13 protein-coding genes are annotated in these 14,431 nt (G+C 67.3%); 7 read left to right on the forward strand and 6 right to left on the reverse strand.

The features are described 5' to 3' along the window. A partial coding sequence (locus ACAM49_RS32855) for a hypothetical protein (protein WP_369639441.1) occupies window positions 1-246 on the reverse strand: 246 nt, incomplete at its 3' end. 304 nt (window positions 247-550) lie between these two features. Here ACAM49_RS32855 and ACAM49_RS32860 point away from each other — a divergent pair. Then, the gene (locus tag ACAM49_RS32860) at window positions 551-817 is read left to right on the forward strand and encodes a hypothetical protein (protein ID WP_369639442.1); all 267 of its coding nucleotides are present in this window, start codon (window positions 551-553) and stop codon (window positions 815-817) included. 11 nt (window positions 818-828) lie between these two features. Here the strand turns inward: ACAM49_RS32860 and ACAM49_RS32865 are convergent, their stop codons facing one another. From ACAM49_RS32865 to ACAM49_RS32880, 4 genes are all read right to left on the reverse strand, one after another. Next, window positions 829-1,755, reverse strand: a complete 927-nt coding sequence (locus ACAM49_RS32865; RefSeq protein WP_369639443.1) for a hydroxymethylglutaryl-CoA lyase — start codon at window positions 1,753-1,755, stop codon at window positions 829-831. Next, a complete protein-coding gene (locus ACAM49_RS32870) occupies window positions 1,752-2,963 on the reverse strand; it encodes a CaiB/BaiF CoA transferase family protein (protein ID WP_369639444.1) in 1,212 nt (403 codons plus the stop codon). Before ACAM49_RS32870 ends, ACAM49_RS32865 begins: the two co-directional genes overlap by 4 nt. 249 nt (window positions 2,964-3,212) lie before the next feature. Beyond that, window positions 3,213-4,163, reverse strand: coding sequence for a TauD/TfdA dioxygenase family protein (locus ACAM49_RS32875; protein WP_369639445.1), 951 nt, complete (start codon window positions 4,161-4,163; stop codon window positions 3,213-3,215). Between the two features lie 105 nt (window positions 4,164-4,268). Further along, window positions 4,269-5,039 (reverse strand): deoxyribonuclease IV, encoded by a 771-nt coding sequence (locus ACAM49_RS32880; protein WP_040811967.1) that lies wholly within the window; start codon window positions 5,037-5,039, stop codon window positions 4,269-4,271. A 224-nt stretch (window positions 5,040-5,263) separates the two neighbouring features. Between ACAM49_RS32880 and ACAM49_RS32885 the strand changes: the two genes are divergently transcribed. From ACAM49_RS32885 to ACAM49_RS32905, 5 genes are all read left to right on the forward strand, one after another. Further along, window positions 5,264-7,159: a protein kinase gene (locus ACAM49_RS32885; protein WP_369639446.1), complete on the forward strand. Its 1,896-nt coding sequence runs from the start codon at window positions 5,264-5,266 to the stop codon at window positions 7,157-7,159. Between the two features lie 77 nt (window positions 7,160-7,236). Beyond that, complete coding sequence (locus ACAM49_RS32890) at window positions 7,237-8,940, forward strand: serine/threonine-protein kinase (RefSeq protein ID WP_369639447.1); 1,704 nt, start codon at window positions 7,237-7,239, stop codon at window positions 8,938-8,940. 100 nt (window positions 8,941-9,040) lie between these two features. Next, the gene (locus ACAM49_RS32895) at window positions 9,041-9,814 is read left to right on the forward strand and encodes an ABC transporter ATP-binding protein (protein WP_369639448.1); all 774 of its coding nucleotides are present in this window, start codon (window positions 9,041-9,043) and stop codon (window positions 9,812-9,814) included. Then, complete coding sequence (locus tag ACAM49_RS32900; RefSeq protein WP_369639449.1) at window positions 9,814-12,342, forward strand: ABC transporter permease; 2,529 nt, start codon at window positions 9,814-9,816, stop codon at window positions 12,340-12,342. Before ACAM49_RS32895 ends, ACAM49_RS32900 begins: the two co-directional genes overlap by 1 nt. 68 nt (window positions 12,343-12,410) lie before the next feature. After that, on the forward strand, window positions 12,411-13,268 hold the full coding sequence (locus ACAM49_RS32905) for a hypothetical protein (RefSeq protein ID WP_369639450.1): 858 nt from the start codon (window positions 12,411-12,413) through the stop codon (window positions 13,266-13,268). Here ACAM49_RS32905 and ACAM49_RS32910 read toward each other — a convergent pair whose 3' ends face one another. Then, complete coding sequence (locus ACAM49_RS32910; protein WP_369639451.1) at window positions 13,269-13,742, reverse strand: MarR family winged helix-turn-helix transcriptional regulator; 474 nt, start codon at window positions 13,740-13,742, stop codon at window positions 13,269-13,271. A gap of 103 nt (window positions 13,743-13,845) precedes the next feature. On the opposite strand from ACAM49_RS32910, the gene ACAM49_RS32915 reads away from it, so the two are divergent. Next, entirely contained in the window at window positions 13,846-14,241 is a 396-nt protein-coding gene (locus ACAM49_RS32915; protein ID WP_369639452.1) for a hypothetical protein, read from the forward strand. The last annotated feature ends 190 nt before the right edge of the window (window positions 14,242-14,431 follow it).

Raw genomic sequence — 14,431 nt, forward strand, 5'->3', positions numbered from 1 at the left:
GGGCGGGATGACCACGGCGGGGGTCGTGCTCGCGCCCTTGGCCGAAGTCACCGGGGCCGCTTGCAGATCGGCGTTGATGGGCGGCGGCGCCACGTAGGTGTCCTGGTGCCCGAGTCCGCAGGCGCCGAGCAGGATGAGGCTGGCCGAGACGACGCCGACCGCGGCCGCGGCACCCACCACCGGCTTGGGCAGGTGACGCAGCGGGGTGACCGCGCGGTCGTCCGCGCCGGCGTTGCTGCCGTCCATTGGTGGCACTCCTGATTCGTGTCGAGTGGGCTCACCCTAACGGAGGCTGCGGGGTTGGGCCAGGCGGGTGGTCGGTTCGCTAATGCGACAACGCGGGCGATTCCGGAAGCCTCGAAAAGATTTCAAACAGGGGTGATTCAGATATCGAATTAGTAAACTCGGCGCGTTTCGCATACGTGTCGTCTGGACATTCCGTTGCCGAGCCGTAATGTGTGTCCAAAGTTACACGTGAGACGCTCGAAATTTGCCGAGGGACGCGCCGAAGAATCGCGAGACCCGGTGAGCGTCTATCGAGGAGTGGATGATGGGTGCTTTTTCGACCTCTCCATTGCGCGCATCGGTGCGTTCCGCGACACCGGGCCGCGCCGGAGAGCCCGCGGCTCCGGGGACGCTGCGAATGTCGGCAATCCTGGCCCGGGTCGTGGCCTGGTTGATCTTCCTGGGCGGACTCGCCGGCGCGGTGCTCGGCATCGCCGGACTGCGCGTCGAAATCACGGTCGCCGGATTGATTCTCGCCTGCACCGCGGGTCTGGTTTTGTTGAAGCTACGCGCGGACGCGCAAGCTAGCTAATTTCTCGCGAACTATTTGTTCGCGCCGATTACCCATTCGAATGCCTCGGCTTTCGACCGCGCGCCCTCGGCTGTGCGGGAACGATTGGCTTCGCCGAGTTCCTTCAGCAAATCTTCGGAAATCAAAACCAGGTCCGACAATACGGACGGGGTAAACCATTCCGGGCGGGTGGCGAACAACAGGTCCTCGCTCGCGGTATTGCCCGACGCCCCCGGCGCGAACGGGCAGCCGCCCAGTCCGCCCAGCGAACCGTCCACCACCGAAGCGCCCGCCCGCAGCGCCGCCAGCGAATTCGCCACGCCCAGGCCCCAGGTGTCGTGCCCGTGGAACACGATGCGCCGCTCCGGCGTCCCCCACCGCCCGGCCGCGGCCACCAAACCGATCAGTGCCGCAACCTGACCCGGGTACGCCTGGCCCAGGGTGTCGGCGATGACGATGTCCGCCGAGCCCTCGGTGCGGGGATCGGCGGCGATGGCGAGTACCCGCGTGGGATCCACGGGCCCGTCGAACGGGCAGGTGAAAGCCGTTGCCAGACACAGCTGAATGCGTCCGCCCGCCTCCTGTGCGAGCCGGATGGCCTCGGGCATGGCGGCCACGCTGTCCTCGGTGGTGCGGCCGATATTGGCCTTGTTGTGCGCGTCCGACACCGAGAAGCAGTACTGGAAGTTGCGCACCCCGGCCTCGGCGGCCCGGGCCACGTGCCGCGGCGTGGCCACCCACACCCAGCAGCGCTCCAGCTCCTCGGGCGTCAGCTGCGCGACCAGTTCGAGGGTATTGGCCATGGGCGGCACCAGATCCGGCCGCGCCATCGACCCGATCTCCAGCTCCGGAACGCCGAGCGCCAGCAGCCGGCGCGCGATCTCCACCTTGCGCTCGGTAGGCAGCACCTTGCCGGTCAGCTGCAGCCCGTCGCGCAGCGTGACATCCCGCAGACTCATGAGTTCGCCTCCAGCGCCTCGATATCGGAGTCGGACATGCCGAGCAGTCCGGACAGCACCTCGCGGGTGTGCTCGCCTAGATCCGGGCCGACATTGCGGATGGGCAGCGACCGCCCGCCGATGACCGGGACGATGCCGGGGAATCCGACCTCCTTCGGCTCCGGCTCACCCACGTCCACCCGGAACGGCTGGATCATATTGCGGGCCCGGTACTGCTCGTCGGCGACGATATCGGCCGCGGTGTAGATGGGACCGCACGGAATGGCGGCCGCCTCCAGGATCCGCAGCGCCTCGTCCCGGGTCTTGGTGCGCGTCCACTCGGCGATCGAGGCGTCGAGCCGATCACGGTTGCGCCAGCGTCCGGCATTGTCCTGCAGTTCCGGGTCGGCGGCCAGGTCCGGCCGCTCGATGACCTGCATGTACCGCTGGAAGATGGCATCGCCGTTGCCGCCGATGATGATGCTGTAGCCGTCGCTGGTCGGGTAGGCGTTGCTGGGCGCGATGCCCTCCATGCGCCCGCCGACCCGCTCGCGGTTGATGCCGTAGGCGAGGTAGTCGGGCACCAGCGATTCCATGACCGACAGGATGGATTCGTTGAGCGCCACGTCGATGATGCGCTGCTCCAACGGAACCCGCTGCACCCGCTCGCGCTGGAACAGGGCCATGACCGTGCCGAAAGCGGCATAGATTCCGGCGATCGAATCCCCGATGGACACGCCCACCCGCACCGGCGGCCGATCCGGATCACCCACCAGCTCGCGCAGTCCGCCGACCGCCTCGGCCACCGCCGCGAATCCGGGCCGCTGCGCGAGCGGACCGGTCTGCCCGTACGCGGAGATCCGCGTGATCACCAGGTCCGGATTGGCCTCGTTCAGTACCTCCGGCCCCAGCCCCCACTTCTCGAGCATGCCGGGCCGGAAGTTCTCGAGCAGCACATCGCATTCTTTGATCAGATCCAGCACGATCCCGCGTCCGGCCTCGGTCCGCAGATCCAGCGTGATCGACTTCTTGTTCCGATTGACCGTCCGGTACAGCATCGAGGTATCCCCGCCGTACAACCGCCAATTCCGCAGCTCGTCACCGGTTTTCGGCCGCTCGACCTTGATCACCTCGGCCCCGAAGTCCCCGAGGATCCGCCCGGCCGTCGGCGCGGCGACGTAGTTACCAAGCTCCAAAACGCGCACTCCGTCGAGCGGCCGAATCTCCATGCGAACAGTCTGGCCTACCGCCAAAGACAAAAGACAAAGACGCCAGGAGAAGGGAGAGGAGCTGGCTGGGCTGGGAGCCCGGGCGTCGGTTCCAGCCCCCGCGAGGCGCGGGAAGCCTCGGCATCCCGGCGTTGCTGTCCGAGTTGTCGCGTTTCGGCGCGACACGATCGCCGAGTGGCACACCAGCGAGGGGGAAACGGACAAAACCCCTCGCTGGTGTGCCACTCGGCGAATCGGCGGGGGTTGGTGTCAGGCGGCGCGGGCGGCGACCTCTTCGATGATCGAGTAGTGCTCGGCATTGCCGGTGATGATGGTGCTGGAGTCGCCGTTCACGCCGACCGGGACGTCGCCGGCGAGGGTGATGCGCGTCAGGCGGCGGGGCTGGCCGTCGTAGTCGTCGATGGCGTAGTGCTGGGTGGCGCGGTTATCCCAGATCGCGACGTCGCCGAGCTGCCAGTTCCAGCGGGTGGTGTTCTCCAGGCGGGTGACGCGGTTCTGCAGCAGCTGGAACAGGGCCTGGGATTCGGCGGTGGAGAAGCCGACGAAGTTCTTCACGAAATGGCCGAGCAGCAGGGCGCGTTCGCCGGTGACCGGGTGCACGCGCACCACCGGGTGCTCGGTCTCGTAGTAGGTGGACTCGAATTCGTCGCGGTAGGCCTTGATGTTCGCGGTCACCTGCTCGTTCTCGCCGCGCGCGACCTCGGTGCGGTCGGCGGCGTAGTCGTAGGCATTGGTGTGCCGCGCCCGCAGGTTCTCGACCAGGGCCTTCAGGGGAGCAGGCAGCGAGTCGTAGGCCGCCACGGTCGAGGCCCAGGTGGTGGAGCCGCCGTAGGGCGGCAGGTGCACCGCGCGCAGGATCGACGCCTTCGGAATCCGGTCCACGAAGGTGACATCGGTGTGCCAGCTGTTGGCGCGGCCGTACTCGGAGTCGATGGGCAGGGTCTTGACGCCCTTGGAGGTGACGGTCGGGTGCGGGGTGGTGGGCGCGCCCAGCAGCTGCGCGAACTCGTACTGCCCGTCCTCGGTCAGGTGCTCCTGGCCGCGGAAGAAGATCACCTTGTGCTTGTGCAGCGCGTCCTGGATGGCCTGGACGGTCACCGAGTCCAGGTCGCCGCCGAGCCGGACACCGTCGATGCGCGCGCCGATCTTGCTGCCCAGCTGCACGACAGTGATGTTGGAAGTTGCGTAATCGACGGACATGCAATGCCTTTCGCCCGGAAGGAACGGCCCGGATTCGGGCCTCCCTCAGGACACCAGCGTCCCGCCCGCCGAAACAGGTTCAGGATCAGCCGGATCGAAACGGGCTTATCCGACGTGCTCGCGCAGGTAGGCCAGGTCGTCGGCGACACCTTCGGCCGGGGTCTCCAGGATCACCGGCGCACCGGCGGTCTTGCACACCTCCGCCAGCAGCTGCGGATCGATCGTCCCGTCCGCGAAGTTCGCGTGCCGGTCCGCGCCCGAATCGAAGGCGTCCCGCGACGAGTTCAGATGCACCAGATCGATGCGCCCCGTGATCGCCTTGATCCGCTCCACGATCCCGACCAGCTCCTCACCACCGGCCCAGGCGTGGCAGGTGTCGAGGCAGAATCCGGCCCCGAAGTCCCCGACCGCGTCCCACAGCCGCCCGATATCGTCGAAATACCGTGCCATGGCGTGGTTTCCGCCGGCGGTGTTCTCGATCAGGATCGGCACCGGGAACCCGCCCTTGTCGGCCTGGCGCTCGAACAGCTTGCGCCAGTTGACGAATCCCTCCACCATCTCGGCGTCGGAGCGCACGTGCCCACCGTGCACCACCAGCCCGATCGCGCCCAGCTCGGCGGCGGCCTTGGCCTGCTGCGCCACCGCGTTGCGCGAGGGCATGCGCAGCCGGTTGTTCAGGCTGGCCACATTGATCTGATAGGACGAGTGCACCACCACGTCGATATCGCTGGCCTTGATCTCCTCGGCCCGCGGATGGGGTGTGGGTTTGTCCCAGCTCTGCGGATCGACCACGAACATCTGGATGACGTCGGCCCCCAGCTTCTCGCCGAAGCCGATCGGGTCGCTGTCCATGCGGACGTGAGCTCCAATACGCATGCGGAACAGCCTATCCCTCACCTCTGACAAGGGATCGGCGGTTACCTGCGGCTGCAAGCAAACGTTGAGTGTTGCGTTAGGCGGGCTTGCATAGATAGTTCGGTAGGCCGCGAATCGGCTACAGTTTCGGTGTTTTCGGATCGGTTCTCGCGATCACGCCGATCGTCTGTAGTACCTCGCGGGCTGGTGGGTCCCGGCCGCGGAGTGGAAAGTGGGAGATCGTCATGCTGTCCGAAGGTGACGTTTTTGCTGGGTATGTCATCGAACGGCAGCTCGGCCGAGGTGGCATGGGTTCGGTGTACCTGGCCAAGCATCCGCGGCTGCCCCGGCTGACGGCGCTCAAGCTGCTCAATCGGGAGATGGTCTTCGACAAGGAGGTCCGCGCCCGCTTCGAGCGCGAGGCCGATCTGGTCGCCCAGCTGGACCACCACAATATTGTCACCGTCTACGACCGCGGGCTCGAGGACGGGCAGCTGTGGATCTCCATGCAGTACATCGACGGCATCGACGCCGCGAGCGTGACGCCCTCCACGCTGCCCCCGGAGCGGGCCGTGCAGATCGTGGCCGAGATGGCCGACGCCCTGGACTACGCGCACCGCAACGAGGTGCTGCACCGCGATGTGAAGCCCGCCAATATCCTGCTGGCCCGCTCCACCGGCGGTAAGGGCGAGCGGGTCTACCTCACCGACTTCGGCATCGCACGGCTGCGCGACGACAGCGGTCACCTCACCCAGACCGGCACCTTCACCGCGACCCTGGCCTACGCCTCGCCGGAGCAGCTGACCGGTTCCGCGCTGGACGGGCGTTCCGACCAGTACTCGCTGGCCTGCACCCTGTTCTGGCTGTTCACCGGCAACGGCCCGTTCTCGGCCACCAACCCGGCCGCGGTGATCCAGGGCCATCTGCAGAATCCGCCGCCGCCGCTGGGCAACAGCCGCCCGGGTCTGCCGCCGTCGCTGGACCTGGTGATCGCCAAGGCCATGGCCAAGCGGCCCGAGGACCGCTTCGCCAGCTGCAGCGAGTTCGCCGCCGCGGCCCGCCGCGCTCTCGCGCATCCGAGCGCGCCCGCCATGCCGCTGGTCGGCCGCACCGCGCCGCCGATGCCGGTGGCTCCGCCGCTGACCGGTGGCGCCATGCCGACCGGTATGCCCATGTACACCGGCGGCGCCATGCCGACGGGCGGGCCGATGCAGACCGGCGGGCAGATGCCGACCGGTGTTCCGATGCAAACCGGCGGGCCGATGCAGACGGGCGGCCAGACCCCGACCGCCATGCCCTACACCGGCGCGCCCATGCCGACCGCGGGTCCGCGCCCGCAGACCGGCCCGGCGCAGCCGTATCCCACTCCACCGCAGGCCAATCCGACCCCGCCGAAGCCGGTGACCGGCAACTACACCGGCCGCTCCACCAACCAGTACACGCCGCAGCCGTCCTACGCGTATCAGGCGCCGGGCCAGCCGCAGCGTCCGCCGGTCGCCCCGGTCGGCGGGCATCGGGCCGGGCCGCCGAAGAAGTCCAATACCGGTCTGCTGGTGGGCATCATCATCGCCGTGGTGCTGCTGCTCATCGTGGTGGTCGCGATCGTGGCCGCCGCGGGCAGCAGCAAGTCCAGCTCCACCAAGAGCGCGCCCACCATCTCCGCGACCGACGCGCCGGTCGGCGACAAGCAGATCGACTGGTCCGCCGCGGCCAAGGAGTTCCCGAAGCTGTTGCCCGCCACCAAGACCGACGGCAAGGGCTACAACGGCGCGAAATGCTGGGTGGCCGATTCCCCGGTCGCCTCCGACGCCACCGACGGCACCCCCGACTTCGGCGACTGGACGGTGCAGTGGCGCTGCTACGGCGGCAGCGACAACAAGGACCCCTTCTACCGGATCTTCGCCTACGACTCTTCCGCCACCGTGCAGTCGGTGCTGAGCGGCCTGAGCCCGGACACCAAGTCCAATGACGTCAACGGCGGCAAGACCTACGCCAACTACCAGTTCACCGGTGACAGCCACCCGCGCCTGGTGACCGCCTTCACCGACTCTGGCCGCACCCAGTACCTGATGTACACCGACGGCCTGTCCGGCAGCCTGGACCCGGTCCTCAAGTGGTGGAAGAACGCCCCGCTCAACTGAGCTGACCTGCGCATATGACAGCCTCGGCGCCGGGCACGTAGGGTCGCGAACCGAAGGAGTCGGTCGAAAGGGTCGGTGTGCTGCGCGCTGGGGAAGTGTTCGCCGGTTACGAGATCGAACGCGAACTCGGCCGCGGTGGCATGGGATCGGTGTACCTGGCCCGGCACCCGCGACTGCCTCGGCTGATCGCGCTCAAGCTGCTCAGCCGTGATGTGTTCGGTGATATCGAGGTGCGGCGGCGGTTCGAGCGGGAGGCCGATCTGGTCGCGCGGCTCGATCACCCGAATATCGTGCCCGTGTACGACCGCGGCATCGACGACGCGCAGCCGTGGATCGCCATGCGGTACATCGACGGCCCGGACGCCGCGCAGCTGGAGTCCGCGAATCTGCCGCCGCGCCAGGCGATTGCGATCATCGCCGACACCGCGCGCGCCCTGGACTTCGCGCATCGCCGGGGTGTGCTGCACCGGGATGTGAAGCCCGCCAACATCCTGCTCGAACACGTCGACGGCGAACAGCGAGTCTTCCTGGCGGACTTCGGCATTGCTCGCCTGCGCGATGACGCCACCAAGCTCACCCAGACCGGCTCGTTCACCGCGACGCTCACCTATGCCTCGCCGGAACAGCTGTCGGGTCAGCCGCTGGATCCGCGCTCGGACCAATACTCGTTGGCCTGCACCCTGTTCCGGCTGCTCACCGGCAATGTGCCGTTCGCGGCCGAGCATCCGGTGGGCATCATCCACGGCCATCTCAATCAGGCCCCGCCGCCGGTCAGCTCGCTGCGTCCGGGCCTGCCGCCGTCCCTGGACGCGGTGCTGGCCCGCGCCCTCGCGAAACATCCTGAGGGGCGGTTCGATTCGTGCACCGAGTTCGCGACCGCCGCCCAGCAGGCGCTGGAGAATCCGGCCGGTCCGACCCAGGTGCTGGCGCACGCGCCGTTCGCCCCGCAGCCGACGGCCGTGATGACGACGCCGTTCGATTCGAATTCGGCTCCGGGACAGCAGCATTCCGTTCCGGGCCAGCGTCCCGCCGCGACCTCGCGCTACACCGCCCAGGTGGCCGCGCCGCCCGCGCCGCGACCTGTTCCGCCGCCCCGCCGTAGGAAGCGCTCGAAACTGCGCGGCTGCCTGCTGGGTGCGGCGGCCGTCGTGGTGTTGCCGCTGGTGGCGATCGCCGGGTGCGTCGCCATTCTGGATCGCTCGTCGAATTCGCACACGACCGTCACCACCAGCGTGGAGCCGACCACCGAGGCCGCCGATCCGACCGTGACCGAGACGACCGAGCCCGCCGCGGGCCTGCCCGAGCACGCGGGCGCGGCCGCTCAGTTGCTGAGCCAGCGTTTCCCGCAGATGCTGCCCCAGGCCGACCCGAATTCGGATGCCAATTCCGGCACGGGTTACCAGGGTGCGTCGTGCACGACCTACGAACCCGCCTCACCCCCACCCGACTCGGGGTCCGGCGACCCGGATTTCGGGGCGTGGGAGATCGCGTGGAACTGCACCGGCCTGGGCCACCCGGTGTACCGCTTCCTCATGTACCGCTCGACCGCCGACGCCGAGGACGCGCTGGCCGCCCTGTCGGGCTATACCAAGACCGACGTCAAGGTGCACGGCAACAAGTACACGAACTACCAGCTCAGCGGCAGTGCCCTGCTGCGCCCGCGGCTGGTGACGGAGTTCCACGCCAAGGACGGCAAGCGAGCGTTCCTCATGTACAGCACCGGTTTCCTGGCCACCGACGATCAGCTCATGGACTGGTGGCGGGCCGCCCCCATCAATTGAGGGCTGGCCGCGGCGGCCAATTGTGTGGAGTCTGTGAGGAGATCCCCATCAGGGAGTTCCCGGATGGCATGAGCCCTCGAACCTCGACACACTGGACATCATGACTTCGAACGTCTCGGATTCCGTCAGCCTGGAGCAGGGCGCGGCCACGGTCGCCGCCCGTGCGACCGATCTAGTGAAGATCTACGGGTCGGGCGATACGCAGGTCCACGCGCTGGCCGGAGTGACGGCCGAGTTCGCGAAGGGCGAGTTCACGGCCATCATGGGACCGTCCGGTTCCGGCAAGTCGACGCTCATGCACTGCCTGGCGGGCCTGGATTCGGCGACCACAGGCGCGGTGCACATCGGTGAGACCGATCTCACCCGGCTCTCGGACAAGCAGATCACCGCGCTGCGCCGGGACCGCATCGGCTTCGTCTTCCAGGCGTTCAACCTGGTTCCGACGCTGACCGCGCTGGAGAACATCACGCTGCCGCTGGACATCGCGGGCCGCAAGGCCGACGAGGAATGGCTCTCGACCGTGGTCAAGCGGCTGGGCCTGGGCGACCGGCTCACTCACCGGCCGAGCGAGCTGTCGGGCGGTCAGCAGCAGCGCGTGGCGTGTGCCCGCGCGCTGGCGGGCAAGCCGGACATCATCTTCGGTGACGAGCCGACCGGCAACCTGGACTCGCACTCCTCCGGCGAGGTGCTCAGCATCCTGCGCGCCGCCGTCGACGAATTCGGTCAGACCGTGGTCATCGTGACCCACGATCCGCGCGCCGCCTCCTACGCCGACCGGGTGGTCTTCCTCGCCGACGGCAAGATCGTCGACGAATTGCGCGGGCCCACCGCCGATTCCGTGCTCGACAAGATGAAGTCGCTGGAGACGCTCTGATGTCTGCCTCCCCGATGCGCAAGGTCGCCTTGCGCAATCTCGCCGCGCACAAGGTGCGGCTGGTGCTGACCGTGCTGTCGGTGGTGCTCGGCACCGCGTTCATCTCCGGGTCGTTCATCTTCACCGATACGCTGCAGTCCACCTTCGACGGCATCTTCTCCACCCAGGCGCGCGGCGTCGACGTGCGGGTCTCGCCCAAGGAGCAGCAGTCGCTCGGTGTGCCGAACGATGTGGTGGACAAGATCTCTCACATGGACGGCGTGAAGACGGTCGCGCCGAGCGTCAACGGCCCGGTCATGCTGTTGAAGGACGGGCATGCCGTGCAGACCGGCGGCGCGCCGACCATCGGCCAGTCGTATCTGCCGCCCGGGAAGTCGGTGGCGGAGCCGGACAAGTTCATCGAGGGCACGCCGCCGTCGAAGCCCGGTGAGATCGCCATCAACAAGGGTGGTGCGGAGCGGGCGGATCTGAAGGTCGGCGATCACACCAAGGTGCTGGTTCCGTCCAAGGGCAATATCGACGTCACCGTCTCGGGCATCTACGACATCGACGCCTCGAACACCGGCGGGTTCATCGCGCTGCAGTTCGAGGATTCGCAGGCGCGGCAGCTGTTCACCGACGGCCAGTATGTCGCCTATGTCGATATCGCCGCGAATCCGGGTGTGAAGGCCGATGATCTGCGCGATCAGATCAAGGCGGCGCTGCCCGATTACAAGGTGCAGGACGCCGATCAGGTCCGCGATGACTTCAAGCAGCAGTTGGGCAATGCGCTGAAGTTCATCAACTACTTCCTGCTGGCGTTCGGGTCCATCGCGCTGATCGTGGGCACGTTCATCATCTACAACACCTTCTCGATGCTGGTGGCGCAGCGGTTGCGCGAGCTGGCGCTGCTGCGTGCGGTCGGTGCGAGCCGGCGGCAGATCTCGCGCTCTGTGGTGGGGGAGTCGCTGATCGTCGGATTGATCGGCAGCGCACTGGGTCTCGCGGCGGGCGTCGGTTTGGCATTCGGCCTGTCGGGGCTGCTCAATGCCTTCAAGCTCGGGCTGCCCACCGGCACGATGTCGTTGCAGCCGCGCACTGTGCTGGTGGCTATCGGTGTCGGGACGTTGGTGACGGTGCTCAGCGCTTATGCACCCGCACGCCGCGCGGCCAAGGTGCCGCCGGTGGAAGCCATGCGCTCGGAGGCGAATTCGTCCGGTGAGTCGTTGCGGGTGCGGACCATCATCGGCGCGGTGCTGGCGGTGGCCGGTGTGGTGCTGGTGGTGCTGGGTGCGCGCGGTACCGGCGGCGGTGCGGCCTCGGTGGTCGGAATCGGTGCTGCCGCTTTGATTCTCGCGGTGCTGTTCGCGTCCCCGGCGCTGTCGCGGCCGGTGGTGAGCGGGCTCAGCGTGCTGGTGCGGCCGTTCGGGCCAGTCGGAAGGATGGCGCGCAACAACGCGATTCGCAATCCGCGCCGAACCGCCGCGACCGCCTTCGCGCTGACGCTGGGCCTGATGCTGGTGTCCGCCATCGGCATGCTCGGCTCCTCGGCCAAGGCCAGCGTGAGCGATCTGGTCGACAAGGGCGTCACCGCCGACTACATCCTGCAGGGCCCGCCCGGCGGCATCATCGGCGTCCCGCTGGCCGCCACCGATACCGTCAAGCAGGTGCCGCAGGTCAAGGATGTGGTGGCCTTCCACGGCATCGCGCTCAAGGTCGACGGCAAGCAGCTGATCGGCACCGTGCCCGAGGGACCGATGGACAAGGTTCTCAACTACACCATGAAGCAGGGCACCGACCAGCTCGGCGACAACGACATCATGGTGTCGGAAACCTATGCGGGCGACCACGGTTGGAAGGTCGGCGACAGCGTCGACGTGACCAGCCTGGACTTCAAGAAGTACAAGGTCACCGTCGCGGGCATCTACAAGGACACCCAGCTGCTGCAGTCGCTGGTCGCGTCGAAGGCGTTGTACGAGAAGACGGTTCCGGTCAGCTACCAGAGCAGCTTCCTGGTGCTGGTGAAGGGCCAACCCGGCGCGGACCTCCCCGCCATGCGCAAGAACCTGGAGAAGGCCACCGAGCAGTACGTGATCGTCCAGGTCCAGGACCGCGACGACTTCAAGGGCGCGCAGGGCAGGCAGATCGACACGCTGCTGGCCATCCTCTACGGCCTGCTGGCCCTGGCGGTGGTGATCGCCATCCTCGGCATCGTCAACACCCTGGCGCTGTCGGTGGTGGAGCGGCGTCGTGAGATCGGCATGCTGCGGGCGGTGGGTATGCAGCGGCAGCAGGTGCGCCGCAGCATCTATCTGGAATCCATGCTGATCGCCATCTTCGGCGCGGTCGTCGGTGTCATCCTGGGTCTCGGCTTGGGCGTCGGCTTCCTCAAAACCCTTGCGGAGCTGGGTATCTCCACCATCGATGTGCCCTGGACGCAGATCGTGCTGATGCTGCTGGCCTCCGGGATCGTCGGCGTACTGGCCGCGCTGTGGCCCGCCATCCGGGCGGCCCGCACACCACCCCTGGCCGCGATCGCCGATCTGTAGGCGGGTTTTCACACTGAGGTCGGAAGGTGATCGCCGCGGCGTCACCTTCCGCCCCCAGGCTTCGCCGCGTGCTCGCAAACAAGATCAAGAACGGTTTCACCCTGCTCGCCGCCACCGCCGCCCTCGCGGCGGGCGTCTGCGGGGTGGCCGCGCCGGAGGCCGCCGCGGCCTCCAACGCCACCCCGAACTACGAGGTGAAGTTCAACCTCGTCGCGGGAACGCTGGATTCGACTGGCGCTCCGACCGCCGAGGTGCGCTCCGCCTTCGGCCTGGGCTCTTCCGCGCTGGCGGTGTCCTACGAATACTTCGACACCAACGCCCTGGATCTGCACAACGCGGGCTGGGACGTGCGCTTCCGCCACAAGGACGGCAGCGACTTCGACATCAACTACAAGAAGCGCTACCCGGTCACCAACGGCGACATCAACGCCGCCCTGACCACCGCCAACCAACAGGGCTTCGACTCCTCCAGCAACTACGACTGCCAGGTCGACTGGACCACCGACAAGCAGGTAGTGAGCTTCGCCAACAAGAAGTCCTCCTCCGCCTCCGGCTACTCGGGCACCACGCTCCCCACCGAAACCGACGCCCGCAATATCGCGGTGGCGCAGATCCCGGGCAAACTCAAGGACTGGTCCGCTTCGGGTTGGGGCAAAACCGAACTCAAGTCCTCCCGCGCCCACGGCCCCGTCACCAGCAAGGAATGGGACGGCACCTGGCAGGGCACCGACACCTCCATCGAGGTTGTTCCGGTCAAGGCCGCCTCAGGCACCGGCACCGAGACCATCATCGAATTGTCTTTCAAGGTAGACACTTTGAACCAGGCCACCACCCTCCGCAACCAGGCCCTCTCCACCCTTCAGTCCAAGGGCTGGCTGGCCGGCGCCGCGGTCCTCAAGACCGACCTGATCCTCTCGCGCTACTGATTATTCTCTTGCGCCACTGACAGTTTCGGAGACGGCTTGCTCGTAGGCGTGCAGGGTGGCTATCACGATGGCGCGCTGCTCGGCGGTCAATGGGCCGAGGGCGGCGCGCCAGCCGCGGTCCGCGCCGCCGAGCCAGGCCTCGACGGCCTTGCGTTGGGAGTCGGCGATGGCGACCCGGGTGCGTCTGCGGTCATGGTCGTCGGGTCGTCGTTCCACGACACCCTGCCGGCTGAGGTCCGCGACCATCAGACTCACGGTCGTGGGGGCAACCTCGAGCCGCCGCGCCAGCTCGTTCACTGTCAGCGGCCCGTCGAACAGTACGTAGGTCAGCATCGACAGATGACGGGGCGCGAGGTCGAACGATTGCAAAGCCGCCGGGACCGGTAGGCGTTTCGCGCGTCCGATCAGCCGCGGCATGAGCAGCACCATGGCGCGCACGCTCTCGTCGAGGGACAGGCCGGAATCCGTTGACATACCTTTCTCTCCAAAATACCTTTGTAAACAAAGCAATCTTGTCGAACCGACCTCCATCGTCGCACGCGATCACACGGAGGCCATGCTCCACAGAGGAGAGCCAATGTCGGAACCAGCTGCGCGCCCCAAGGCTCTGACCATCGGCCTGCATCCGCGCGCCATGGATTACAGCCGCACCCCCGATCTCGACGAGGCGCAGTTGACCGCCAGGATCGACGCCGCGAACGATGCCCTCCGGAATTCCGAATTCGACGTCACCCCGTTGCTCGTCGACGCATCACCCGATGACGCGGAGTCCGACCTGCGAACCCTGTTCGCCAACCACCGCTTCGACGTCGTCATGATCGGCGGCGCGATACGAGCCCTCCCCGACCAAACCCTGTTGTTCGAGCGCATCATCAATGTCCTCACCGAGGCAGCACCCGGAATCCGATTCTGTTTCAACACTTCTCCCGAAACCACCCTCGACGCCCTCCGCCGGGCCCGCGTACCCATCTGAAACCGGAACCGCATTACTCTGCCGCGGACCCGGGCGCACAACACCAGCCGCAGGCGCGGCGGGCTAGTGCACGCTCATACCGAGTTGCGTGCGGCCCGCGCTCGAGCAGACTGTTTGGGTGCATGGGGAGCATTCGAATGGCAGTGCCGATCGGGCAGTCGCGTTTGTCACGTCGAGATCTACCGGGCTC

Source organism: Nocardia sp. JMUB6875 (assembly GCF_041154655.1).
Lineage (GTDB): Bacteria > Actinomycetota > Actinomycetes > Mycobacteriales > Mycobacteriaceae > Nocardia.